General features: G+C 72.1%; 21 protein-coding genes. 18 read left to right on the top strand and 3 right to left on the bottom strand.

Annotated elements, in window-relative coordinates:
* Nucleotides 1–62: 62 nt before the first annotated feature.
* A complete protein-coding gene (locus IE198_RS10565) occupies nucleotides 63–410 on the bottom strand; it encodes an SCP2 sterol-binding domain-containing protein (protein WP_189885076.1) in 348 nt (115 codons plus the stop codon).
* Nucleotides 411–461: 51 nt separating this feature from the next.
* Here IE198_RS10565 and IE198_RS10560 point away from each other — a divergent pair, with 51 nt between their 5' ends.
* The 5 genes from IE198_RS10560 to IE198_RS10540 all read left to right on the top strand — a co-directional run bounded on the left by IE198_RS10560 (nucleotide 462) and on the right by IE198_RS10540 (nucleotide 5,479).
* Nucleotides 462–713 carry a hypothetical protein gene (locus IE198_RS10560; protein ID WP_229833827.1) on the top strand — a complete coding sequence of 84 codons (252 nt, stop codon included), beginning with the start codon at nucleotides 462–464 and terminating at the stop codon, nucleotides 711–713.
* A 7-nt stretch (nucleotides 714–720) separates the two neighbouring features.
* Complete coding sequence (locus tag IE198_RS10555; protein WP_189885074.1) at nucleotides 721–1,536, top strand: TlyA family RNA methyltransferase; 816 nt, start codon at nucleotides 721–723, stop codon at nucleotides 1,534–1,536.
* On the top strand, nucleotides 1,533–2,462 hold the full coding sequence (locus IE198_RS10550) for an NAD kinase (protein WP_189885072.1): 930 nt from the start codon (nucleotides 1,533–1,535) through the stop codon (nucleotides 2,460–2,462). The genes IE198_RS10555 and IE198_RS10550 overlap by 4 nt, the downstream gene beginning before the upstream one ends.
* Before the next feature lie 66 nt (nucleotides 2,463–2,528).
* The gene (gene recN, locus IE198_RS10545; protein ID WP_189885070.1) at nucleotides 2,529–4,271 is read left to right on the top strand and encodes a DNA repair protein RecN; all 1,743 of its coding nucleotides are present in this window, start codon (nucleotides 2,529–2,531) and stop codon (nucleotides 4,269–4,271) included.
* Between the two features lie 128 nt (nucleotides 4,272–4,399).
* Entirely contained in the window at nucleotides 4,400–5,479 is a 1,080-nt protein-coding gene (locus tag IE198_RS10540) for a glycosyltransferase family 4 protein (protein WP_189885068.1), read from the top strand.
* Between the two features lie 135 nt (nucleotides 5,480–5,614).
* Here IE198_RS10540 and IE198_RS10535 read toward each other — a convergent pair whose 3' ends face one another.
* Together IE198_RS10535 and IE198_RS10530 are read right to left on the bottom strand one after the other, a co-directional pair.
* On the bottom strand, nucleotides 5,615–7,237 hold the full coding sequence (locus IE198_RS10535; RefSeq protein WP_189885066.1) for a PucR family transcriptional regulator: 1,623 nt from the start codon (nucleotides 7,235–7,237) through the stop codon (nucleotides 5,615–5,617).
* Between the two features lie 179 nt (nucleotides 7,238–7,416).
* Nucleotides 7,417–9,219: a glycoside hydrolase family 15 protein gene (locus IE198_RS10530; protein ID WP_189885131.1), complete on the bottom strand. Its 1,803-nt coding sequence runs from the start codon at nucleotides 9,217–9,219 to the stop codon at nucleotides 7,417–7,419.
* Between the two features lie 519 nt (nucleotides 9,220–9,738).
* Here IE198_RS10530 and pyrG point away from each other — a divergent pair.
* From pyrG to IE198_RS10465, 13 genes are all read left to right on the top strand, one after another.
* The gene (pyrG, locus tag IE198_RS10525) at nucleotides 9,739–11,388 is read left to right on the top strand and encodes a CTP synthase (protein WP_189885064.1); all 1,650 of its coding nucleotides are present in this window, start codon (nucleotides 9,739–9,741) and stop codon (nucleotides 11,386–11,388) included.
* 87 nt (nucleotides 11,389–11,475) lie between these two features.
* Nucleotides 11,476–12,102 carry an NUDIX domain-containing protein gene (locus IE198_RS10520; protein ID WP_189885062.1) on the top strand — a complete coding sequence of 209 codons (627 nt, stop codon included), beginning with the start codon at nucleotides 11,476–11,478 and terminating at the stop codon, nucleotides 12,100–12,102.
* A 696-nt stretch (nucleotides 12,103–12,798) separates the two neighbouring features.
* Entirely contained in the window at nucleotides 12,799–15,087 is a 2,289-nt protein-coding gene (locus IE198_RS10515; RefSeq protein ID WP_444545424.1) for a tetratricopeptide repeat protein, read from the top strand.
* Between the two features lie 144 nt (nucleotides 15,088–15,231).
* Complete coding sequence (gene ald, locus IE198_RS10510; RefSeq protein WP_189885128.1) at nucleotides 15,232–16,344, top strand: alanine dehydrogenase; 1,113 nt, start codon at nucleotides 15,232–15,234, stop codon at nucleotides 16,342–16,344.
* 340 nt (nucleotides 16,345–16,684) lie between these two features.
* On the top strand, nucleotides 16,685–17,869 hold the full coding sequence (locus tag IE198_RS10505; protein ID WP_100106452.1) for a ParA family protein: 1,185 nt from the start codon (nucleotides 16,685–16,687) through the stop codon (nucleotides 17,867–17,869).
* A complete protein-coding gene (locus IE198_RS10500; protein WP_189885060.1) occupies nucleotides 17,854–18,417 on the top strand; it encodes a hypothetical protein in 564 nt (187 codons plus the stop codon). The genes IE198_RS10505 and IE198_RS10500 overlap by 16 nt, the downstream gene beginning before the upstream one ends.
* A 48-nt stretch (nucleotides 18,418–18,465) precedes the next feature.
* Entirely contained in the window at nucleotides 18,466–19,737 is a 1,272-nt protein-coding gene (locus tag IE198_RS10495) for a segregation and condensation protein A (RefSeq protein WP_189885057.1), read from the top strand.
* Nucleotides 19,734–20,342 (top strand): SMC-Scp complex subunit ScpB, encoded by a 609-nt coding sequence (gene scpB / locus IE198_RS10490; protein ID WP_100106449.1) that lies wholly within the window; start codon nucleotides 19,734–19,736, stop codon nucleotides 20,340–20,342. Before IE198_RS10495 ends, scpB begins: the two co-directional genes overlap by 4 nt.
* A complete protein-coding gene (locus tag IE198_RS10485) occupies nucleotides 20,342–21,421 on the top strand; it encodes a pseudouridine synthase (protein ID WP_189885055.1) in 1,080 nt (359 codons plus the stop codon). The genes scpB and IE198_RS10485 overlap by 1 nt, the downstream gene beginning before the upstream one ends.
* 121 nt (nucleotides 21,422–21,542) lie before the next feature.
* On the top strand, nucleotides 21,543–22,187 hold the full coding sequence (gene pnuC / locus IE198_RS10480) for a nicotinamide riboside transporter PnuC (protein ID WP_189885053.1): 645 nt from the start codon (nucleotides 21,543–21,545) through the stop codon (nucleotides 22,185–22,187).
* The gene (locus tag IE198_RS10475) at nucleotides 22,184–23,254 is read left to right on the top strand and encodes an AAA family ATPase (protein WP_189885051.1); all 1,071 of its coding nucleotides are present in this window, start codon (nucleotides 22,184–22,186) and stop codon (nucleotides 23,252–23,254) included. Before pnuC ends, IE198_RS10475 begins: the two co-directional genes overlap by 4 nt.
* Nucleotides 23,251–24,027, top strand: coding sequence for an NUDIX hydrolase (locus IE198_RS10470; RefSeq protein ID WP_189885049.1), 777 nt, complete (start codon nucleotides 23,251–23,253; stop codon nucleotides 24,025–24,027). Before IE198_RS10475 ends, IE198_RS10470 begins: the two co-directional genes overlap by 4 nt.
* Nucleotides 24,024–25,055, top strand: coding sequence for an ADP-ribosylglycohydrolase family protein (locus IE198_RS10465; protein ID WP_189885047.1), 1,032 nt, complete (start codon nucleotides 24,024–24,026; stop codon nucleotides 25,053–25,055). The genes IE198_RS10470 and IE198_RS10465 overlap by 4 nt, the downstream gene beginning before the upstream one ends.
* Nucleotides 25,056–25,088 lie beyond the last annotated feature (33 nt).

Below are 25,088 nucleotides of genomic sequence, written 5' to 3'. Positions count from 1 at the left end.
ACCGCCGAAGAAATCCTCGAATCCCTCGCCCGCTTCTGCCGACGGATCTCCGGCGCAGGACACTAGAGGAGGGTGCGGAGGCGGAGCAGGTCGCGGAAGCCCGCCTCCAGGCGGACCCGCCCCGACGCCCACGCCTTCGCGAAGTTCAGCGAGCCGTCCACCATCGCCACCAGGTCGTCCCCGGCCATCGCCAGCCGGATCTGGGCCTTCTCCCGCGGCGGCCCCTGTGTGGTGTCCGTCACCTCGATCCGGCCGTTGTCCATACGGCCGGTGAACGTGACGTCCAGGTCCGTGATGTGGCAGCTGAGGGAACGGTCGAGCGCGGCAGCGCTCCGTACGTCGCCGTCCGCTTTCGCCAGGTTGTCCGAGAGTCTGTCGAGCGCGCCGCGGCACTCCTGCGTGGTGGCCATCGGCAGCGACGGTACCGCAGGGCTTCGCGGTAGCGTCTGGGCATGAGCGACATGAGCGACTCGATGCCCGAACCGGCGCCGGCGCAGGACCCCGCGCACCCCGCGCCTCTCGGCGTATCGCGTGTGCCCACCGGCGACACCGGCGTCGACGTGCTGCTCGAGCGGCTGGCCGATGTCGACCACCTCGCTGCCGACGGACACCTCGAGGTGTACGAGGATGTACACCGGGGGCTCAGGGACGCGCTGACCGCGCTGGACACCCGTCCGGGGCCCCAGCCGGTACCGCACAACCACAGGAGCTGAACCGCACGTGGCAGGAGTGGCCCGCCGCCGTCTCGACGCAGAGCTGGTACGCCGGAAACTCGCGCGTTCGCGCGAGCACGCGAGCCAGCTGATCGCCGCGGGCCGGGTGACCGTCGGCCGCAACACGGCGACCAAACCCGCCACCCAGGTCGAGACCAGCGCCGCGATCGTCGTCGCGGCCGACGACAGCGACCCCGACTACGTGTCGCGCGGCGGGCACAAGCTGGCAGGCGCGCTCGCCGCGTTCACGCCGCTGGGATTGAAGGTGGAGGGTCGGCGGGCGCTGGACGCCGGCGCGTCGACCGGAGGCTTCACCGATGTGCTGCTGCGCGCCGGCGCCGGGCACGTCGTCGCCGTGGACGTCGGCTACGGGCAGCTCGCCTGGTCCCTGCAGAGCGATGAACGCGTCACGGTCAAGGACCGTACCAACGTTCGTGAAATGACGTTGGAGACGATCGACGGAGTGCCGGTGGACCTTGTGGTGGGGGATCTGTCCTTCATTCCGCTCGGGCTCGTGCTGCCCGCCATGGTGCGCTGCAGCGCTCCCGACGCGGACCTTGTGCTCATGGTCAAGCCGCAGTTCGAGGTCGGCAAGGAGCGCCTCGGCAGCGGGGGAGTGGTGCGCAGCCCGGAGCTGCGGGCCGAAGCCGTCCGGGCCGTCGCGCAGAGGGCGGCGGAGCTCGGGCTCGGGGTGCGCGGAGTGACCGCAAGTCCACTACCGGGTCCCTCCGGCAACGTCGAATACTTTCTGTGGCTCAGGGCCGGTGCGCCCGAGCTCGATCCGGCGGACGTCGACCGCGCAGTGGCGGAGGGACCTCGTTGACCACGACAACAGATGCAACACAGGGCACCACCTCGAGACGTACTGTCTTCCTGCTCGCGCACACCGGCCGGCCTGCGGCCATCCGCAGCGCCGAGCTCGTCGTCCAGGGGCTGCTGCGCAGCGGCATCGGCGTACGCGTGCTGGCCGCGGAGGCGGCCGACCTGCCGCTGCCGGCCTCGGTCGAGACGGTGGCCGACGCGACCCCTGAGGTACTCGACGGCTGCGAGCTGCTGATCGTCCTCGGCGGCGACGGGACGCTGCTGCGCGGTGCCGAGTTCGCCCGTGCGTCAGGGGTGCCGATGCTCGGCGTCAACCTGGGGCGGGTCGGCTTCCTCGCGGAGGCCGAGCGGGACGACCTCGACAAGGTCGTCGACCGGGTCGTCACCCGCGCCTACGAGGTCGAGGAGCGCATGACCATCGATGTCGTGGTGCGTAGCAACGGCGACATCGTGCACCGGGACTGGGCGCTGAACGAGGCGGCCGTGCAGAAGGTCTCGCCCGAGCGGATGCTCGAGGTCGTCCTCGAGATCGACGGGCGGCCGGCGACCGGTTTCGGCTGCGACGGCATCGTCTGCGCCACCCCGACCGGCTCGACGGCGTACGCCTTCTCGGCCGGCGGGCCGGTGGTCTGGCCCGAGGTGGAGGCGCTGCTGATGGTGCCGATCAGCGCGCACGCGCTGTTCGCCAAGCCGCTGGTGACCTCGCCCACGTCGGTGCTGGCGGTGGAGATCCAGCCGCACACCCCGCACGGGGTCCTGTGGTGCGACGGGCGCCGGACCGTCGAACTGCCGCACGCGGCGCGTGTGGAAGTCCGTCGGGGCGCCGTACCCGTACGCCTCGCCCGGCTGCACCACGCGTCGTTCACGGACCGGCTGGTGGCCAAGTTCGCCCTCCCGGTCTCCGGCTGGCGCGGGGCCCCGCACTGAACCGTTCCGTCCCGGGAGAGTGAATCGGACACCGGGGTCCGTCGCACACGAGGGGCCGGACCTCGTATGGTCGTGTCCGTGTTGGAGGAGATGCGGATACGGTCACTCGGGGTCATCGACGACGCGGTTGTCGAGCTGTCGCCCGGATTCACGGCGGTGACCGGCGAGACGGGCGCCGGCAAGACGATGGTCGTCACCAGCCTGGGGCTGCTGCTCGGCGGGCGCGCCGACCCCGCGCTGGTGCGGATCGGCGCGAAGTCGGCCGTGGTGGAGGGGCGGATCAGCGTGTCCCCGGGCGCCCCGGCCGCGCTGCGCGCGGAGGAGGCAGGGGCCGAGCTCGACGAAGGCACCCTGCTGATCAGCCGGACCGTTTCTGCCGAGGGGCGCTCCCGGGCCCATCTCGGAGGGCGCTCCGTGCCGGTGGGCATGCTGTCCGAGCTCGCCGACGAACTCGTCGCCGTGCACGGCCAGACCGACCAGCAGGGCCTGCTGCGTCCCGCTCGGCAGCGGGAGGCCCTCGACCGGTACGCGGGTGACGCCGTCTCCGGACCGCACGCCAAGTACGCTGCCGCCTATCGGCGGCTGCGTGCCGTCAGTGCGGAGCTCGACGAGCTGACGACGCGCGCACGCGAGCGCGCCCAGGAGGCTGACCTGCTGCGCTTCGGCCTCGACGAGGTCACCGCCGTGGAGCCGCGTGCCGGGGAGGACGTCGAGCTCGCCGCGGAGGCGGAGCGGCTCGGCCACGCGGAGGCACTCGCGTCCGCCGCGTCCGTCGCGCACGCCGCCCTGGCGGGCAACCCGGAGGACCCGGAGGTCGTCGACGCCACGACACTCGTCGCCGGCGCCGGGCGGGCGCTGGACGCCGTACGCTCCCACGATCCGGCGCTGGCGGCGCTCGCCGACCGGATCGGCGAGATCTCCATCCTGCTCGGGGACGTGGCCGGCGAGCTCGCCGGGTACGCCGACAATCTGGACGCCGACCCGCTGCGGCTCGCCGCCGTCGAGGAGCGGCGGGCCGCGCTGACCCAGCTGACCCGCAAGTACGGCGAGAACATCGCCGCCGTCCTCGCGTGGGCGGAGCAGGGCGCGGCCCGGCTCACCGAACTGGACGGGGACGACGACCGCATCGGCGAGCTGACGGTCGAGCGGGACGCACTGCGCGACGAACTGTCCGGTCTGGCCCAGGCGTTGACGGATGCACGCACGGAGGCCGCGGCACGTTTCGCCGAGGCCGTGACGGAGGAGCTGGCCTCGCTGGCGATGCCGCACGCCCGGGTGTCGTTCGCGATCCGGCAGACGGAGGATCCGCACGGCGTCGAGGTCGGCGGCCGGCCGGTGGCGTACGGGCCCCACGGCGTCGACGAGGTCGAGTTGCTCCTCGCTCCGCACCCCGGGGCCCCGCCGCGGCCGATCGCCAAGGGCGCGTCGGGCGGCGAGCTGTCCCGGGTGATGCTCGCGGTCGAGGTCGTCTTCGCGGGGAGCGATCCCGTGCCGACGTACCTCTTCGACGAGGTCGACGCGGGCGTCGGCGGCAAGGCGGCCGTCGAGATCGGGCGCCGGCTCGCCAAGCTGGCGAAGTCGGCGCAGGTCGTCGTGGTGACACACCTTCCGCAGGTCGCGGCGTTCGCGGACCGCCAGCTGCTGGTGGAGAAGACCAATGACGGCACGGTCACCAGGAGCGGCGTGACCGCCCTGGAGGGCGAGGACCGGGTGCGGGAGCTGTCCCGCATGCTGGCCGGCCAGGAGAACTCCGAGACCGCCCGCGCCCACGCGGAGGAGTTGCTGGCGACGGCACGGGCGGACGGGTAGGCCCATCTCGTCCGGCGCGGACCGGGATCACCCATGTGAGTGATCCCGGTCAGCCTGACCAGCTTCCGTACACAGGCACGACACACGGACGGTGCCGGAACGTCCGTACGGGCTGGCATCCTTGGCGCGTGACACAGCTGCGTACGGTCCAAGTGCTGGGCGGCGGCAGTGCGGGCAGCAGCGCGCACGTCAGGTCGCTGGCCGCGGGGCTGGCGGCACGGGGCGTGCGGGTGACGGTGTGCGCCCCCGCCGATATCGACCACGTCCACGACTTCCGGGGCGCCGGCGCGCAGTTCGCGGCCGTCGCGCGCCGGAGCGACCCGTCGACGGTCGCCGTGCTGCGGGCGGCGTGCGCCGGGGCGGACGTGGTGCACGCGCACGGGCTGCACGCCGCCGTGCGCGCCGCGCTCGCCCTCGGCGGGCAGCGCGCCCGCGTCCCGCTCGTCGTCACCTGGCACACCCGCGCCCACGGGGCGCGGGAAGCGGTCCTGCGACTGCTGGAGCGCAGGGCCGTGCGGGCGGCCACGGTCGTCCTCGGTACATGCTCCGAACTGGTCGACCGGGCCCGGGCCTGCGGTGCGCGCGACGCCAGGCTCGCTCCGGTGGCGACACAGCCGGCATCGTGCGCCCGGGCCGCCGCAGGCGGCAAGCTCCGGGCCGAGCTGGGCGTCGTGGAGCGCCCGTTGCTGCTGGCCGTCGGCGCGCTCGAGCGGCACCGCGGCTACGGCACGCTGCTCGACGCCGCCCGGTCGTGGAGCGGACAGGACCCGGCGCCGCTGCTGATGATCGCGGGCGAGGGCCCGGCCCGGGAGGCGCTCCGACGCCGCATCGCCGACGAGGACCTCCAGGTGCATCTGCTGGGCCGCCGCGCGGACATTCCCGAACTGCTGGCCGCGGCGGACGTGGCCGTCCTCCCCTCCCGCTGGGAGGCCCGCCCCTTGCTCGCACAGGAGGCGCTGCGGCTCGGCGTGCCCCTGGTCGCCACGGCGGTCGGCGGCGTCCCCGAACTTGTCGGCGAGGCAGCGGAGTTGGTGCCGTACGGCGACTGTGTCGCGCTGTCGTCGTCGGTGACGCGGCTGCTGTCCGACCCGGCGCGGCGGGATCGGCTGTCGGCGGCGGGGCGGGCGCAGGCCGGGACATGGCCGACGGAGGACGAGACGGTGGCACAGGTCCTGAGCATGTACGACGAGCTGACGGCGCGGCTCTGACCGCTGCGGGCAGCCCTGCCGTGCCGAGGACGAGTGCCGGCCCCCACGCCCCCGGGCCAGCCGTAACGCCTTCGGGGCTCGCACCGGTTCGGTAAGGGGGAGGGGAACAAGCCCGCGCAGCGGCCTGGCCGGGCGTCAGCGGGTGTGGCGGCGCGCCCGCAGCGCCACGCTCAACGCCAGGACCGTCTCCGGGTCCTCCAGGTCCGTGCCGAGCAGCTCCCCGATCCGTGCCAGCCGGTTGTACAGCGTCTGACGGTTCAGATGCAGCTCCCGCGCGGTCTCCGCCTTGCGGCCCGCGTGCGCCAGATACGTCTCGAGCGTCGGCAGCAGCGGCGGCCGTGACGCCGCGTCATGGGCCCGCAGCGGCCCGATCGCCCGGTCGACGAACGCCGCCAGATCCGGATGTTCACGCAGCCGCCACAGCAGCAGGTCGATGTCGAGGCGGCGGGCGTCGTACCAGGGCCGGTCGCCCAGGCCCTGCGCCGCGGTCGCCGTCTCCGCCGCGTGCCGCAGGGCCGCGCTCGCCACGGCCCAGCCGCCCGCGGCGGCGACCACGACGACCGGCGGGTGCGCGCCCGCGCGTTCCAGTCCGGCCCGCGCCACCCCGGCACGCAGCGCCTCCGCGACCCGGTCGGCGACGGCTGCCCGGTCGGTCTCGGTCCGCAGGCCGACCAGGAGCGGGACCCTGCCCTCGACCGGTCGCACACCGAGCAGCACCGGCACCCCGAGGGACGACAGTTCCTCGGAGACGGCGCGGGCGAGCACCGCCCAGTTGCCGGTAGGCGTCAGCTCGGCAGCGAGCCGCATCACCACGGGCAGCAGCGGCCCCGTACCAGGCTTGAAGCCGAGGACCCGCGCCTGGGCGGGCGCGGCCTCCGGGGCGATGCGGCCCTCCGCCAGGTCGGTGAGGAAGTCGCCCCGTCCGCGGGCGGCGAGCTCCTCCTCCTGGCGGGCCTGCATCAGGACCACGGCGAGGATGCCCGCCGCCCGCTCCGCGGCCATCCGGTGCACGGGCAGCAGCGGGGAGGAGACGGCAAGCAGCACCAGCCGGGCACGGACCGCGCCTGCCCCGAGCCCGCCGCCGGGCACGTCGACGAGGACGGCGTTCGCCGGCGGGCCGTCGTGCCGGCCGCCGCGCAGGCCCTCCCACACCTGGAGAGGGTCGGCGGGCGCGGTCTCGCCGCCCGGCAGGTCGGCGGCGTACAGCAGCTGTCCGTCGGGTGTCTCGAGGAACACCGGGTCGCCGGTGAACGACGCGAGGATCCCGAGCACCTGGGGCACGCCGCCCCCGCCGAGCAGGGCCTCGGTGCAGCGGCGGTGCACCTCCTCCGCCTGCTGTAGCAGCGCGTAGTGGCCGTTGACGATCTCGGTGTGGATCTCTTCCGTCACGGTCACGAACGGCACCTCGCGGTGCAGTTGCACCAGCGGCAGCCCGGCGGCCCGCGCGGCCTCCACGATCGATGCCGGCAGCCGGGAGAAACGCGGCCCCAGCTCGACGACGAGCGCCGCGATGCCGCGTTCGGCGAGCCGGTGCACGAAGCCACGCTGCTCCGCCGGGCGGGTGCCGAGACCCAGACCGGTCGTCAGCAGCAGCTCGCCGCCCTTGAGCAGCGAGGCGATGTTCGGCACCTCGCCGGCGTGCACCCAGCGCACTGTGCGCTCCAGCCGGTCCGCCCCGGCGAGTACCTCTGGGAGACCGCTGCGGAGGCCGGGCAGCTCGAGTGCCCGACGCACGGTGATGCCGCCCTGCGTTTCCATGCCTCAGGACGCTACCGGGGCGGCAGTTCCAAGGACAACAGCAGCCTCGCGCCTGTAGGGTCTCGCCGCCCATTCGTACGCCGCGTCTGCGACGCGGTGCGCCACGATCGAACGCGCAACGATCGAAGAAGAAGAGATCCCCGTCCGGTTGACGAACCGGACGGGGATCTCGCGACGCCTCAACCGCCGTACGCCCCGGACGCGGTCAGGCGGAGCGCCGTGTCGATCAGCGGGACGTGGCTGAACGCCTGCGGGAAGTTGCCCACTTGGCGCTGCAGCCTCGGGTCCCACTCCTCCGCCAGCAGACCGAGGTCGTTGCGCAGCAACAGCAGCTTCTCGAACAGCCGACGCGCCTCGTCCACCCGCCCGATCATCGCCAGGTCGTCCGCCATCCAGAACGAGCACGCCAGGAACGCGCCCTCGTCGCCCGGAAGACCGTCCACACCCTCATCGGCCCCCTCCGTCGGGTACCGCAGGATGAAACCGTCGTCGGTGGACAGCTCGCGCTGGATCGCCTCGATCGTGCCGATGACCCGCTTGTCGTCCGGCGGCAGGAAGCCCATCTGCGGAATCAGCAGCAAGGACGCGTCCAGCTCCTTCGAGCCGTACGACTGGGTGAACGTGTTGCGCTCCGGGTCGTAGCCCTTCTCACAGACGTCACGGTGGATCTCGTCGCGCAGTTCGCGCCAGCGGTCCAGCGGTCCGTCCGCGTCGCCGGACTCGATCAGCTTGATCGTCCGGTCGACCGCGACCCACGCCATCACCTTGGAGTGCACGAAGTGCCGGCGCGGCCCGCGGACCTCCCAGATGCCCTCGTCGGGCTGGTTCCAGTGCTTCTCCAGATAGCGGATCAGTTTCAGCTGGAGCAGTGATGCGTAGTCGTTGCGGGCCAGGCCCGTCATGTGCGCGAGGTGCAGGGCCTCGGTGACCTCGCCGTACACGTCGAGCTGGAGCTGGTGGGCGGCGCCGTTGCCGACGCGCACCGGGCCCGAGTTCTCGTAGCCGGGCAGCCAGTCGAGTTCCGCCTCGCCGAGCTCGCGCTCGCCGGCGATGCCGTACATGATCTGCAGGTTCTCCGGGTCGCCGGCGACCGCGCGCAGCAGCCATTCGCGCCAGGCACGAGCCTCTTCCCGGTAGCCGGTGCGCAGCAGCGAGGAGAGGGTGATCGCCGCGTCCCGCAGCCAGGTGTAGCGGTAGTCCCAGTTGCGGACGCCGCCGATCTCCTCCGGGAGGGACGTGGTCGGCGCGGCGACGATGCCGCCGGTCGGCGCGTAGGTCAGGGCCTTCAGCGTGATCAGCGAGCGGACCACCGCCTCGCGGTACGGGCCGTGGTACGTGCAGTGGTCGACCCACTCGCGCCAGAACTCGGCGGTGGCCTCCAGAGAGCCGTCGGGGTCCGGGAGGGCCGGCGGTTCCTTGTGCGAGGGCTGCCAGCTGAGGGTGAAGGTGATCCGGTCGCCGGGGGCGACGGTGAAGTCCGAGTAGGTCGTGAGGTCCTTGCCGTACGTGTCCGCGTCGGAGTCGAGCCACACCGAGTCGGGGCCTGCGACGCCGACCGTGCGGTTGTCGACCTTGTGGACCCACGGCACGATCCGTCCGTAGCTGAAACGCATCCGCAGGGCGGAGCGCATCGGCACCCGCCCGGAGACGCCCTCGACGATCCGGATCAGCTGCGGCGCGCCGTCACGGGGCGGCATGAAATCGGTCACACGGACGGTGCCGCGCGGGGTGTCCCACTCGGATTCGAGGATCAGGGAGTCGCCGCGGTAGTTGCGGCGGGTCGCGACCGGCGCCTGGGCGTGCGAGCCGTAGGCGGGCCCGAGTCGCCAGAAGCCGTGCTCCTCGGTGCCGAGCAGCCCGGCGAAGATGGCCTGCGAATCGAAGCGCGGCAGGCACAGCCAGTCCACCGTGCCGTCCCGGCAGACCAGTGCTGCGGTCTGCATGTCTCCGATGAGTGCGTAATCCTCGATGCGCCCGGCCACGTGCATCTCCAGTCGAACGGCCACGTCCGCCCCACGGGGCGCTTACTGCGGTTTCTGCGGTTCCTTGCGGTCAAGGGTCGTTGACGAGTCGCGGCTACCCCAAAAACACCACGCGGGAGGCGTTGCCACTTGCCTGGTGGGGGGTGCCGTTCTCCGGTTGGTACGGCCTGGGGATGGAGGCCGTTCACACGTCCGGCTCGGCAGCGAGTGTCCGAGCAGGATACGACGCATGTAGGTGATCTGTACGAGTGTCCCGGCAACATGGGGGCGCCGAACGGGTGAGCGGTAGGTGACCCCCGCTGAGCGGTTCCCATGCGTCGTCGTCACGGTACCCCCGCGGACGCCCGGCAGGCGCGTGCGCAGGCGTGGCCGGAGGCGGCCCACCCCCGTCGCTGATACCCTGGTACCCCGTGGACCGGTGGCCGCAAGGCACCGAAACCGCAGCGACGGCACCCCCCGATCCGGGTCGGCGGCCGGCACGCACCTCACCTCGCGAACCACGGGAGCCCCCTCTTGGCGATGCCGCCCAAATCCATGACGACCAAGCACATCTTCGTCACCGGGGGTGTCGCCTCCTCCCTCGGCAAGGGCCTCACGGCCTCCAGCCTGGGCGCGCTGCTCAAGGCACGGGGCCTGCGGGTCACCATGCAGAAGCTCGACCCGTACCTCAACGTCGACCCCGGCACGATGAACCCGTTCCAGCACGGTGAGGTGTTCGTCACCAACGACGGCGCGGAGACCGACCTGGACATCGGCCACTACGAGCGCTTCCTCGACGTCGACCTCGACGGCTCGGCCAACGTCACCACCGGCCAGGTGTACTCGCAGGTCATCGCCAAGGAGCGGCGTGGCGAGTACTTGGGCGACACGGTGCAGGTCATCCCGCACATCACCAACGAGATCAAGTCCCGGATCCGCCGGATGGCGACGGACGACGTCGACGTCGTGATCACCGAGGTCGGCGGCACGGTCGGCGACATCGAGTCGCTGCCGTTCCTGGAGACCGTCCGCCAGGTCCGCCACGAGGTCGGCCGGGACAACGTCTTCGTCGTGCACATCTCGCTGCTGCCCTACATCGGCCCCTCCGGCGAGCTCAAGACCAAGCCGACCCAGCACTCGGTCGCCGCGCTGCGCAACATCGGCATCCAGCCGGACGCGATCGTGCTGCGCGCGGACCGTGACGTGCCGACCGCGATCAAGCGCAAGATCTCCCTGATGTGCGACGTCGACGAGGCCGCGGTCGTCGCCGCCATCGACGCCAAGTCGATCTACGACATCCCCAAGGTGCTGCACACGGAGGGCCTGGACGCGTACGTCGTACGCAAGCTGGACCTGCCGTTCCGGGACGTCGACTGGACGGTGTGGGAGGACCTGCTGGACCGGGTCCACAACCCCGACCACGAGGTCACCGTCGCGCTCGTCGGCAAGTACATCGACCTGCCCGACGCCTACCTGTCCGTCACCGAGGCCATGCGGGCCGGCGGCTTCGCCAACAAGGCCCGCGTCCACGTCAAGTGGGTCACCTCCGACGACTGCAAGACCCCGGCCGGCGCCGCCAAGCAGCTCGGCGACGTCGACGCGATCGTCATCCCCGGCGGATTCGGCGAGCGCGGCGTCAACGGCAAGGTCGGCGCCATCCAGTACGCCCGCGAGAACAGGATCCCGCTGCTGGGCCTGTGCCTCGGTCTGCAGTGCATCGTCGTCGAGGCGGCGCGCAACCTGGCGGAGATCCCGGACGCCAACTCCACCGAGTTCGACGCGGCCACCGCGCACCCGGTGATCTCCACGATGGAGGAGCAGCTGGCGTACGTGGAGGGTGCGGGCGACCTCGGCGGCACCATGCGGCTCGGCCTGTACCCGGCGAAGCTCGCCGAGGGTTCGATCGTGCGCGAGGTCTACGGCGACCAGCCGTACGTCGAGGAGCGCCACCGCCACCGCTACGAGGTGAACAACGCCTACCGCGCGGAGCTGGAGAAGAAGGCGGGCATCCTCTTCTCGGGCACGTCCCCCGACAACAAGCTCGTCGAGTACGTCGAGTACCCGCGCGAAGTGCACCCGTACCTGGTCGCCACCCAGGCGCACCCGGAGCTGCGTTCCCGTCCGACCCGTCCGCACCCCCTGTTCGCCGGTCTGGTGAAGGCGGCCGTGGAGCGCAAGTCGGGCCGGTAGGACACAAGCGATACGGTTGACCGGGGTACGGGCCTGCGACGGGTTCGTACCCCGGTTTCCGTTGTGCGGTTGGAAGGACGCTTTTCGATGGCCATCAAGGACACGCCCGAGCACTGGCAGGTCACCGCGACCGCGACGCCGTTCCGGGGCAACAAGACCAGCGTCCGCACCGATGACGTCGTCATGCCCGACGGCACGGTCGTCAAGCGCGACTACCAGGTCCACCCCGGCTCGGTCGCCGTGCTCGCCCTCGACGCCGAGGGCCGGGTCCTGGTGCTCCGCCAGTACCGCCACCCGGTGCGCCAGCGGCTGTGGGAGATCCCGGCCGGGCTGCTCGACGTACCCGGTGAGAACCCGCTGCACGCCGCACAGCGCGAGCTGTACGAGGAGGCGCACGTCAAGGCCGAGGACTGGCGGGTGCTCACCGACGTCTACACCACGCCCGGCGGCTGCGACGAGGCCGTGAGGGTCTTCCTCGCCCGCGAGCTGTCGGAGGCGGACGGCGAACGCTTCGAGGTCTCGGAGGAGGAGGCCGACATGGAGCTGGCGCGGGTTCCGCTGGAGGAACTGGTGCGGGGGGTGCTCGCCGGTGAACTCCACAACACGTGCCTGGTCGTCGGCGTCCTGTCCGCGGTCGCGGCGCGCGGCGGCGACGGTTTCGACGCACTGCGCCCCGCGGAGGCGCCGTGGCCGGCGCGGCCGTTCGAGGCGTGAATACCCCTGTCGCGCATCTGACGTGACAATCTGCTGATCCGATCGGGTGATGACTCCGCCGTACGCTGCCGTGCTCCGCACGGATCGTCGCAGAGCGTGAACTACGCTCGAACCGCCCGCGCGGAGCCCCGCCGGGCTCGGCTCGCACGGCGGACTGGAGCGTGGCCCGTGACGGATCAGGCGCTGGACTTGGACGGTCCCGACCGGTCGTCCGCCGCGGAAGCAACGCCCCGGCCGGCCGTCGCCCGAGCCCGCTCCCACTCCGACCGCCGGCCGGCCGGGCCTTCCCGTACCGGTGCCTCCGACGACGCAACCGGCCGGCCGGGGTCAGCCGACGGGTCCCCGTCTTCCGGGCCGGAACAACCATCCGTCTCCGTCCCGGCGACGAACGCCGACGGCGACGGCACCGGCGTCCCACTCGCGACGCGGGGGGCCGATCCGGCATCGGGGGCGGGTGCGGCGGATTCGGCCGGGCCCAAGACCGGCACGCCCGGCGATGCCACTGCCCACGTAGTGACGACGGAGGGACCGCCCGAGGGCGCCCCGACGGCCGGAGCCGGTCCCGTCGGCGGCGCGGGCGAACGGGAGGCCGCTGCCGATGGCCGGTCGGAGGGTCTCGCGGTGGAGGGGACGGACGCTGCCGTCCCGGCGACCGCGAGCGGGGCCGACAACGGGCACGACTCGGCCACCGGAGACATGGCCCCGGGTCTCTCGCCCGTGCCCGACGAACGGGTCGCATCCGCGACACCGACTACGGCGCCATGTGCCGACGGCTCGTGCGGTGCGGGCGTGCCGGACCCGGCGTCGGGCACCGGGAGTGGCGGGCCTGACGCGGTCGAGGTGGCAGATGTGGCGGGCGGCGCCGACGCCTCGCGGGATGCGGGCGAGGCCAACCCTGCGTCGGGCACCCGGCCCGGGGCAGCATCCGACGCCGACCACGTGCCGGGGGCGGAGCCGGGATCCGACGACCGCCACGTGGGAGGGGCACAGGGCGGGCCGGGGTGTAAGGAGCCCGTGTTCTTCGGGCGGCAGCGGGAGCTCAAGGCGCTGGCCGCAGACATCGAGCAGGCCGGGCTCGATACGCTCGCCGGGCGCAAGGCGCCCCGCGCGCGGGTGCTGCTGATCGCCGGGCGGCCCGGCACGGGGCGCACCGCGCTGGCGGAGCAACTCGCCCGCACGCTCGCCGATCGCTACCCGGACGGCATCCTGCGGGTCAGGCTTGCCGAGCCGGGCGGCCGGCCGGTTCCCATGGAGGAGGCGGCCCGCGGGCTGCTGGACCGGCTGCGGATCACCTCCCCGCCCGGCGCGGGCGACGACGAACTGACCGAGATGGTGCGCGAGGCGCTGGCCGTGCGCCGGGTGCTGCTTCTGGTCGACGACGTCACGGAAGCCGAACAGGTCGACCTGCTGCTGCCGCAGAACCCGGACTGCCTGGTGGTGGCCGTCTCCCGCGGCCCCCTCACCGGCATCCCCGACGTACGGCCGTGCACGCTCGGCGGCCTGGACGCGAAGTCCGCGATCGAGCTGCTCACCACCTTCACCGGCTCCGTGCGGATCACGGTCGACCCGCAGGCCGCCGAGGCGATCGCCGAGGAGTGCGGTGGTGAGCCCGCCGCGCTGGTGCTGGTCGGCGGCTGGTTGGCCGCCCGCCCGGGGGCCTCCGTCGCCGACGCAGCCAAGCGGCTGCGCGGACTGCCGCCGGACGAGGAGCACCCCACCGGCGCCAGGCCCCTGGCGAGAGCCTTCCGCCTGGTCTACGAGTCGCTTCCGCAGTCCGCCGCCCGCACGCTGCGGCTGCTGGCGCTCGCGCCCGCCGGACGTGCGGACGCGCACGCCGCGTCGGCGCTGTCCGGAGGTTCCGTCCCGGCCGCACAGGAGATGCTCGAGCGCTTCGCCGCACTGGGGCTGGTGCGTCCTGCGGGGAGCTCCTTCGAAGTGCCGGGCGCGCTCGCGCCGCTGCTGCGGACGCTGATGGAGTCCACGGACCGCCCCGCCGAGGTGCAACTGGCCCGCGCGAGGATGCTGGAGCGGACCGTACGGCGGCTCCAGGCCTGCCGGGCGGTCACCGAGCCCGAAGGCTCCCCGGCCCGCAGGAAAGTGGCCGCCCTGCCGCGCGCCCTGCGCTTCTCCTCCCCGGGGGCGGCCGCCGAATGGCTGCGCGCGAGCCGGTCCGAGCTGCTGGCGTCCGCGCGGCTCGTCGTCGACGACGGGGAGCTGGACACGCTGGCCCGCAGACTGGTCGCGGCCCTGGTCAGGGCGCTCGCGGCGCACTGGGGCACCGAGGCGGCGGCTCCGGAGCTGTACGGGCTGCACCAGCTGGTGCTGGACGTGGCCGAGCGCCGCGGACTGCACCGGGAGCAGGCAGCCGCGCTGCTGAATCTCGCCGATCTCGACGCGCAGACCGGACGCACCGCTGACGCGCTGGCCCGCTACCGGGCGGCGCTTGACGCGGGCCGCGCCGCGAACGACCCGTACGCGACGGGCCGCGCGATGGAATCCGTAGGCGGTGCACACCAGGAGATGGGCGACTGGCAGCGGGCGGCCGACTGGTACGGCAGGGCCCTCGCCCAGCGTCAGGCGCGCGGCGAGCACGCCGACGAGGCGCGGCTGTACGGGCGGCTGGGTGCCGCGTACACCCACTCGGGCCGGTACGGGGAGGCGCTGCGCAGCTGGCGGGCGGCGGTCGCCGGATACCGCAGGGTCGGTGATCTCCCGTCCCAGGCACGGGCGTTGAGTGAGGCCGCCCGGGTCCAGGAGTACGCGGGCCGGCCGGAGGAGTGCCTGCGTACCTGCCAGGAGGCGATGGAGCTGGCGCGCCGGGCGGGCGAGGTACGGCTGCATGCGGCGCTGCAGCTCAGGCTTGCCGACACCCTCGACCGGCTCGGCGACCCCGCAGCGGCCCGGCTGCACCGCAGCGCTGCGGAAAGAATGCTTGGAACAGAGGATTCAACCTACGAAATCCGTGGCAGTGCACTCAAAGATTAATGCTTTGCAAGGCTAGACAGCTGGAAATCCTTCATTAGACTGGCAACGCCACGGCTTCTCGTGGCGTGTCCCGGTATGCCCGTGCGTAGCTGGGTACGCGTGTCATCGACCGATATATCCCCTGAGTCAAGGACCGTGATCGACGTGAAGGTCGGCATCCCCCGCGAGGTCAAGAACAACGAGTTCCGGGTGGCCATCACCCCCGCCGGCGTGCACGAGCTCGTGCGCTACGGGCACGAGGTCCTCGTCGAGCAGAACGCCGGTGTCGGCTCCTCGATCACGGATGACGAGTACGTCGCCGCGGGTGCGAAGATCCTGCGCACCGCGGACGAGGTCTGGGCCACCGCCGACCTGCTGCTGAAGGTCAAGGAGCCCATCGCGGAGGAGTACCACCGTCTCCGCAAGGACCAGACGCTCTTCACCTACCTGCACCTCGCCGCCTCCCGCGAGTGCACCGACGCTCTGCTGGAGTCCGGCACCACGGCGATCGCCTACGAGACGGTCGAGGTGAACCGCGCGCTGCCGCTGCTCGCCCCGATGTCCGAGGTCGCGGGGCGCCTCGCCCCGCAGGTCGGCGCGTACCACCTGATGCGTTCGGCCGGTGGCCGTGGCGTGCTGCCGGGCGGTGTCCCCGGCACCCAGCCCGGCAGGGCCGTGGTGATCGGCGGCGGTGTCTCCGGCTGGAACGCCACCCAGATCGCCGTCGGCATGGGCTTCCACGTGACCCTGCTCGACAGGGACATCAACAAGCTGCGGGAGGCGGACAAGGTCTTCGGCACCAAGGTGCAGACGATCGTCTCCAATGCCTTCGAGCTGGAGAAGGCCGTCGTCGAGGCCGACCTCGTCATCGGTGCCGTGCTCATCCCCGGTGCCAAGGCGCCGAAGCTGGTCACCAACGAGCTCGTCGCCAAGATGAAGCCCGGAAGTGTACTTGTCGACATTGCAATCGACCAGGGTGGTTGCTTCGAGGACTCGCGTCCGACCACCCACGCCGAGCCGACGTTCAACGTCCACAACTCGGTCTTCTACTGCGTCGCCAACATGCCGGGCGCGGTGCCGAACACGTCCACCTACGCCCTGACCAACGCCACGCTGCCCTACATCGTGTCCCTGGCCAACAACGGCTGGGTCGAGGCGCTGCGCCGTGACCCCGCGCTCGCCATGGGCCTCAACACCCATGACGGCAAGGTGGTTTACCGTGAGGTCGCCGAGGCGCACGGCCTCGAGAGCATCGAGCTGAGCGCGCTGCTCGCCTGAGCGGTCAACCCGCGTCGTCAACCTCACGAGTCCGGCCGGACCTTGCCGAGCAAGGTCCGGCCGGACTCGTCGGTGTCCGCTTTGTGGTGGTCGCTCAACTCGCCTCGAACGTATCCCTTTAACCGTTTCGCGCACCCCCGAAACGTGTCGGCCGAGGCGCACGGAACGGTGCGTGCGCCCTTGACAGGGGGGCGTTCGATTGCCGACACATCGGGCCGGGTCCGGCGGATTGTGTTGCTGCGGACCGGTGACACGCCATAGAGTCGCCAACCGTCGGCATGGTGCCACGCTGACCTATCGATAAGTTTCCTGGTCACCGTCCAAGGAGGTAAGACGACTTGTGAATGAGTCGACATTTACTCCCGGGGGTGGTCAACCAGGAACGGGTACGGCGGGCCAGGACCCGTCGTCCGGTCTCGAGGCTGTCGGCTCCGTCGCTGTCCGCCCCTTCGCCACGCACCAGCGCCGGCACACGACGCACATGACGACAGCCCACACGATGAAGACGATGGACGGCCAACACGTGAACGCCATGGCCGGCAACGAGAGTGGCCGAGAGTCCACCCACTTCGCCGCCTACGAGGAAGTCCCCGAGGGGCACTTCTACGACCCCGACGCAGAGTACGAGCCCGATCCCGAGTACGCGGCCACCCTCGCGCCCGACGCTGCCCGCCAGCGCCGCGAGCGGATCGGCCCCACCGGGCGTCCGCTGCCGTACTTCCCGATCCCGGGCCCGCTGACCGACCACGGCCCCGCGAAGATCATCGCGATGTGCAACCAGAAGGGCGGCGTCGGCAAGACCACGTCGACCATCAACCTGGGCGCCGCGCTCGCCGAATACGGACGGCGGGTGCTGCTCGTCGACTTCGACCCGCAGGGCGCGCTGTCCGTGGGCCTCGGCGTCAACCCGATGGAACTCGACCTCACCGTGTACAACCTGCTCATGGAGCGGGGCATGTCGGCGGACGAGGTGCTCCTGAAGACCGCCGTGCCCAACATGGACCTGCTGCCCAGCAACATCGACCTGTCGGCCGCGGAAGTGCAGCTGGTGAGCGAGGTCGCGCGCGAGTCCACGCTGCAGCGTGCGCTGAAGCCGCTGATGTCCGACTACGACTACATCGTGATCGACTGTCAGCCGTCGCTCGGCCTGCTCACGGTCAACGCGCTGACCGCGGCGCACAAGGTGATAGTGCCGCTCGAGTGCGAGTTCTTCGCGCTGCGCGGTGTCGCGCTGCTGACCGAGACGATCGAGAAGGTCCAGGAACGGCTCAACCCCGACCTCGAACTGGACGGCATCCTCGCGACGATGTACGACTCGCGGACCGTGCACAGCCGCGAGGTGCTGGCGCGGGTCGTCGAGGCGTTCGACGACCACGTCTACCACACGGTCATCGGGCGGACGGTCCGCTTCCCGGAGACCACGGTCGCCGGCGAGCCCATCACGACGTACGCCTCGAACTCCGTGGGCGCCGCCGCGTACCGCCAGCTCGCCAGGGAGGTGCTCGCCCGGTGTCACGCCGAGTGAGTCTGCCCGGGGCCGACGAGCTGTTCCGTACGACCGGGGGCATGCCGCTGCAGGCGTCGTCCCCGCGCAAGCAGGGGAACCCGGGGGCGGGCGGCGGCGAGCCGCGCGTGCCGGCGCAGGGTGAGCAGCCTGGCGAGGGGTCGGCGCCGCAGCCCTCCTCGTCCGAGGAGCACTCCGCGGCGGACGCGGACGCCCCCGGGGAGGGGCGCAGCCGGGCCACGGACGCCGCGGCGCCGTCCGGCCGGGGCGGAGCGGCCGATGCCCGCCCCGCCGCGCAGGACGCAGCGGCCGGCGCCCCGCCGCGTCGACGGGGACGCGGCGCGAACCGCCGGCCCAGTGGGCGGGAACGACACGACGAGAAGATCACGGTCTACGTCTCCGCCGAGGAGCTCATGGACCTCGAACACGCGCGGCTGGTGCTGCGTGGCGAGCACGGCCTGGCCGTCGACCGCGGCAGGATCGTCCGCGAAGCGGTGGCGGTGGTCCTCGCGGACCTCGAGCAGCGGGGCGACGCGAGCATCCTCGTGAGACGCCTGCGGGGCCGCTGACCGGGTAGCCTGCGGGCGCGCCCCGTACCTCCCGCTCCCTGGACCCACATGCCCCCGAACGACGACCCGCCGAGCCCGACCCGCCGCCGCGCCCTGGGGCGGGGGCCGGGCGCGTCGCGTCCGGCGGGAGGCGTTTCGCCCACCCCGCCCCTTCCGGAAACCGGCGGCGAGCCCCCGGCCCCCGAAGAGGCCGACACCGGCTCTGTCGGGGGCGAGCCCCCGGCCGCCGCGGTGGCTGCGCGGGGGGAGGATCCACCCGCCACGCCCCTTTCCGAAACCGGTGGCGAGCCCCCCGCCCCCGATGCGGCTGCGCCGCGTGGCGCAGGGAGCGGCCCGGTGGCGGTCGACGTCGCCGCCGAGGGCGGGATGCCGGTGTCCGGCGGGGTTGCGCCGCGTGGTCTCGAGGGCGGCCGGGCGGCCGAGGTGGGTGTCTCCGGCGTCGCCGGGGGCGAAACCATGGGGCCCTGCGCAGCTGCGCCGCGCGGCGGCGCGGGGGGCGAGCCCCAGACACCCGACGCGGGCTCCGGCGGCGCGGGGTTCAGGGTCAAGCTGGTGAACTTCGAGGGGCCGTTCGACCTGTTGTTGCAGTTGATCTCCAAGCACAAGCTGGACGTGACGGAGGTCGCCCTCTCCAAGGTCACGGACGAGTTCATGGCGTACATCCGGGCCATGGGGCCCGACTGGGATCTCGACCAGACCACGGAGTTCCTCGTCGTCGCGGCGACGCTGCTCGATCTCAAGGCCGCGCGACTGCTGCCCGCCGCCGAGGTGGAGGACGAGGCCGACCTCGCGCTGCTCGAAGCGCGGGACCTGCTCTTCGCGCGGCTCCTGCAGTACCGCGCGTACAAGCAGATCGCCGACATCTTCGACCGGAGGCTGGACGACGAGGCCCGGAGGTTCCCCCGTACCGTCGGGCTGGAGGCGCACCTCGCCGAGCTGCTGCCGGACGTCGTCATCAGCATCGGCGCCGAGGGCTTCGCCAAGCTCGCGGTGAAGGCCATGCAGCCGAGGCCGAAGCCGCAGGTGTACGTGGACCACATCCACGCGCCGCTGGTCAGTGTCCGGGAGCAGGCCGAGGTGGTGGTCGCCATGCTCAAGGCACGTGGCCGGGCCTCGTTCCGTGAGCTGACCGAGGGCGTGGAGGACACGCTGACCGTCGTCGCCCGCTTCCTCGCTCTGCTGGAGCTGTACCGGGAGAAGGCGGTCGCGCTCGACCAGGAGGACGCCCTCGGCGAGCTGACGGTGGTCTGGGCGGCGGAGCGGGCCGAGGCGGTGACCGTGACGGACGAGTTCGACCAAGTGGTGGAGGAGAAGCAGTGAGCGATCTCAAGCCCGCCCTCGAGGCCGTCCTCATGATCGTGGACGAGCCGGCGACGGAGGAACACCTCGCGAAGGTGCTGGAGCAACCCCGCAGGGCCGTCGCGGACGCGCTGCGCGAGCTCGCGGACGAGTACACGGTCCAGGGCCGTGGCTTCGAGCTGCGGCTCGTGGCCGGCGGCTGGCGGTTCTACAGCCGTCCCGAGCACGCCGACGCCGTCGAGCGCTTCGTGCTGGACGGGCAGCACGCGCGGCTCACCCAGGCCGCGTTGGAGACCCTTGCGGTCGTCGCGTACCGGCAGCCGGTGAGCCGTTCACGCGTCTCCGCGGTGCGCGGGGTGAACTGCGACGGCGTCATGCGCACCCTCCTCCAGAGGGGTCTGGTCGAGGAGGCGGGCACGGAACCCGAATCAGGTGCGATCCTGTACAGGACGACGAACTACTTTCTGGAGCGGATGGGCCTGCGTGGCCTGGACGAGCTTCCGGAGCTCGCGCCCTTCCTTCCCGAGGCGGACGCGATCGAGGCCGAGACGCAGGAAGGCGTTCCGTCGTTCGATCCGGACGCTCCGGACACAGACGATGACGACAAGACGACGACGGAACTTTGATGCGAAGCAGCGGCAGGAACAGCAGCGGCAACAGCGGAGGGCGGCGCGGCAGCGGCGGTGGGCGCGGTAACCACCGCGGTGCCGGCAACGACCGCGACGACAAGCAGAAGCGCGCGGGCAAGCCCCGTCCGGAGGAGCGCCGCTACGACGTGGGCGGTTCCTCCGACGCGCCGAGGAAGGGGCGTGGCGACGCGGCCCGTGGTGGCGCCAAGGGGGGCCCCAGGCAGTCCCCGCAGCGCGGCGGCGGCCGCACCGCGCCCGCGCGTTCGCGCGAGTACGACGCCCGCTCCGAGGAGCGCAACCGCGAGCGCTACGCGGACAAGCCGGTGATCAAGACCCCGAAGACCTTCGGCGACCAGGAGGGCGAGCGGCTCCAGAAGGTGCTCGCCCGCGCCGGCATGGGCTCGCGCCGGGCGTGCGAGGAGCTGATCGACGCCGGCCGTGTCGAGGTCAACGGCAGGATCGTGATCGAGCAGGGGGTCCGCGTCGACCCCGAGAAGGACGAGATCAAGGTGGACGGTCTGACCGTCGCCACTCAGTCCCACCTGTTCTTCGCGCTGAACAAGCCCGCGGGTGTCGTCTCCACCATGGAGGACCCCGACGGCCGCCAGTGCCTCGGCGACTACGTCACCAACCGCGAGACCCGGCTCTTCCACGTCGGCCGGCTCGACACGGAGACCGAGGGCATCATCCTGCTCACCAACCACGGTGAGCTGGCCCACCGCCTCACCCACCCCAAGTACGGCGTGAAGAAGACCTACCTCGCCGCCATCCAGGGGCCGCTGCCGCGTGAACTCGGCAAGCGCCTCAAGGAGGGCATTGCGCTGGAGGACGGCTACGCCCGCGCGGACCACTTCCGTGTCGTGGAGAACACCGGCAAGAACTACCTCGTCGAGGTCACCCTCCACGAGGGCCGCAAGCACATCGTGCGCCGCATGCTCGCGGAGGCCGGCTTCCCGGTCGACAAGCTCGTGCGGACCGCGTTCGGGCCGATCACGCTCGGCGACCAGAAGTCCGGCTGGCTGCGCCGGCTGACCAACACGGAGGTCGGCATGCTGATGAAGGAAGTCGGTCTGTAGCCGTACAAACGCATCGAAAGAGCCCGTGACCTGCTCAGGTCACGGGCTCTTCTCCGTCTTGCGGCCTTGTGGCGACCGCCGCCCTCGCTTTATAGTCAAAATGACCATTAAGGAGGCGGGTGTGAGTCTCACGGGCATCCTCGAGCCGCTGCAGCAGCCGCTGTTCACCGTGCTCGACACCCCGGTGAGCCGGGCTGAGTTCCTCGGCTTCGGCAGCGGCGCGCTCTGTGTGTGGCTCGTCGCCCGCCAGCACATCGCCAACTGGCCGATCGGCATCGCCAACAACGTCCTCTTCGTTCTGCTCTTCACCCAGGCGGGCCTGTACGCCGACGCCGGCCTGCAGGTCGTCTTCATCACCCTCGCCGTGTACGGCTGGTGGACCTGGACCCACGGGGGTGGACCAGGCTCTTCCGTCCTGCCGGTGCGGCGCACCACCCGCACCGAGTGGACCTGGCTGCTCGCGGCGGGGGTGATGGGGACCGTCGCGCTCACCCTCCTGCTCGACCGCGCCACCGACTCCACCGTTCCCTTCTGGGACGCTGCTACGACCGCGCTGTCGCTGATGGCGACGTACGGGCAGTGCCGCAAGCGCCTGGAGTCGTGGTGGCTGTGGATCGCCGCCGACGTGGTGTACGTGCCGCTGTACGCGTACAAGGAGCTCTATCTGACCTCCCTGCTCTGCACCGGCTTCATGGCGCTGTGCGTCGCCGGCCTGCTGAACTGGTCGCGCGACCTCGACGCCCGGCGTCAGGTGGTCGCCGTATGAGGCGATACGGACACGGCCTGGTCCTCGGCAAGTTCTATCCGCCGCACGCCGGCCACCACCATCTCGTACGCACCGCGGCCGACCGCTGCGAGCGGCTCACCGTCCTCGTGTGCGCCGCGAGCGTCGAGTCGATCCGACTCGCCGACCGGGTCGCCTGGATGCGCGAAGTGCACCCCGGCGTACGCGTCGTGGGCGCCGTGGACGACATCCCGGTGGACGTGAAGGACCCCGAGGTCTGGGAGGCGCACATGGCCGTCTTCCGCACCGCCGTCCCCGAGCGCGTCGACGCCGTCTTCAGCTCGGAGGCGTACGGGGAGGAACTCGGCCGCCGCTTCGGCGCGGAGCCCGTCTGCGTCGACCCCGACCGGGGCGTCTTCCCGGTGTCCGGGACGGCGGTGCGCAAGGACCCCGTGGGCTGCTGGGACTTTCTCGAGCCGCCGGTGCGCGCGGCGCTGGCCCGCCGGGTGGTCGTGCTCGGTGCCGAGTCCACCGGCACCACCACGATGGCCTGGGCGCTTGCCGAGCACTACCGGCGGCGCGGCGGCGTGTGGACGCGGACCCGGTATGTCGCCGAGTACGGGCGGGAGTTCAGTGAGCACAAGCTGGCCGCGCTGCGGCGACTGCGGCCGGGCGCCGGCTGGGACGAGGTCGAGTTCACGTCCGACGAGTTCCCGCTGATCGCACGCCGGCAGGCCGAGTTGGAGGAGGCGGCGGCGCGTGCCGGGTCTCCCGTCGTCTTCTGCGACACCGACGCCTTCGCCACCACCGTCTGGCACGAGCGCTATCTGGGCGCCCGCTACCCGGTGGCCCCCGAGCCCTGTCGACAGCACCTGTGGCTGCTGACCGACCACGAGGGTGTCGCCTTCGAGGACGACGGCCTGCGCGACGGGGAGCACCTGCGGCCCTGGATGACTGGCCGCTTCCGTGAGGAGCTGGCCCGCACCGGCCGCCGCACGGTGGAGCTCACCGGACCGCACGAGCAGCGGCTCGCCACCGCGGTCGCCGCCGTGGACGCACTGATCGGCGAGGGCTGGGACCTTGCGGATCCTCTTCCGGAGAAACGATGAGCGCCACCCGCCCCGAGGGCTACGACCCGTACGCCTTCGAACCGTTCGCCGTCACCGTCGACCTGGCCGTCTTCACGGTCAGGGAGAGCCGGCTGCACGTCCTGCTCGTCGAACGCGGGCAGGAGCCCTACCGGGGAGCGTGGGCGCTGCCCGGTGGCTTCCTGCTGCCCCGGGAGTCCGCGGAGACGGCCGCGCGCCGCGAGCTGGCGGAGGAGACCGGACTGACGGAACGGACCGCGGCCGACCTCCATCTGGAACAGCTGCGCACCTACAGCGAACCGGACCGCGACCCGCGGATGCGCGTCGTCTCCGTCGCGTACACCGCGCTCGTACCGGACCTGCCGGAGCCGCGCGGCGGCGGCGACGCGGCGCACGCCCGATGGATGCCGCTGCCGACGGCGGCGCCTTTGCCGGCCTTCGGCCGAGGCGACCCCCCTCTCGCTTCTCTCGCCTTCGATCACGACCGGATCCTCGCCGACGCGCACGAGCGCATCGGCGCCAAGCTCGAGTACACCTGTCTCGCCACCGCCTTCTGCCCGCGCGAATTCACGCTCGGGGAGCTGCAGCAGGTGTACGAGACCGTCTGGGGCGTCGAGCTCGACCGTCCCAACTTCCGGCGCAAGGTGCTCGCGACCCCCGGCTTCGTCGAGGCCGTCGAGGGCGAACCGCGCCGCACCGGCGGCCGTGGCAAACCGGCCGCGCTCTACCGGGCGGGAGCCGCCTCCGCCCTGTACCCACCACTTCTGCGACCGGAGGGACGGCAACAGACATGACCACCACGAGGAGCACCAGGACGATCACCAAGCAGGCCGCCACCGGGGCGCTGACCGGGCTCGCGCTCGGCGACGCCCTCGGCTTCCCCACCGAGTTCAACGACGTGCCGTCCATCCTCGCCAAGTGCGGGCCGTGGCGGCAGATGGAACTGCCCACGCCGGCGATCGTCACCGACGACACCCAGATGACGCTCGCACTGGCGCGCGGCATCCGCACGGCGATGTCCCGCGGCCTGCTCGTCGGCTCCAGGCTGGTCCGGCCGGTGCGCGAGGAGTTCGTCGACTGGTACCACTCCCCGGAGAACGACCGGGCCCCCGGCCGCACCTGTCTGGTCGCCTGCCAGAAGCTCGACAGCGACCGGCCCTGGCAGGAGGCCAGCCAGATCGACTCCAAGGGCTGCGGGGCCAATATGCGCGTGGCGCCCGTGGGTCTCGTACCGGGACTGAGTGAGGAACAGCGGTCGGGCGCGGCGCAGCTGCAGGCCGCGCTCACCCACGGCCACCCGACCGCCCTCGCGGCGAGCGACCTCACGGCCCGCGCGGTGCACCTGCTGGCCCAAGGCGCTGAGCCGACCGGGCTGGTGGGCCAACTGCGCTCGTACGCCTACGAGAACCGCGGCCGCTATCTGCACCGCTGGCTGGGCAACCTCTGGACGTACGCACACGACCCGACGCCCGAGGCATTCATCGCCCGCGGCTGGGACGAGTGCCTGCAGGTCCTCGAACGTCTCGCCACGGCACTGCGCTCGCCCGAGCCGGAGCTCGACCCGTGCCTGGCCACCGGTGACGGCTGGATCGCGGAGGAGGCGCTCGCCACGGGCCTGCTGTGCTTCCTGATGTTCCCCGAGGAGCCCCTGACGGCCCTCCGCCGGGCCGCCTGCACCAAGGGCGACTCCGACTCGATCGCCTGCCTGGCCGGCGCCTTCGCGGGCGCGCACCTCGGGTCGCGGGCCTGGCCCAGCGCATGGGCGGACCGGATCGAGTACCGGGGGGAGCTGGTGACGCTGGGGGCGCTCTGGGACGCCTGACGCGACGGCAGCGATGCCCCGCGCTCAGCCGGG

This window comes from Streptomyces xantholiticus (assembly GCF_014651015.1).
Taxonomy (GTDB): Bacteria; Actinomycetota; Actinomycetes; order Streptomycetales; family Streptomycetaceae; genus Streptomyces; species Streptomyces xantholiticus.
Note: the sequence above shows the minus strand (reverse complement) of the source record. Positions and strands in the feature narration are given on the sequence as shown.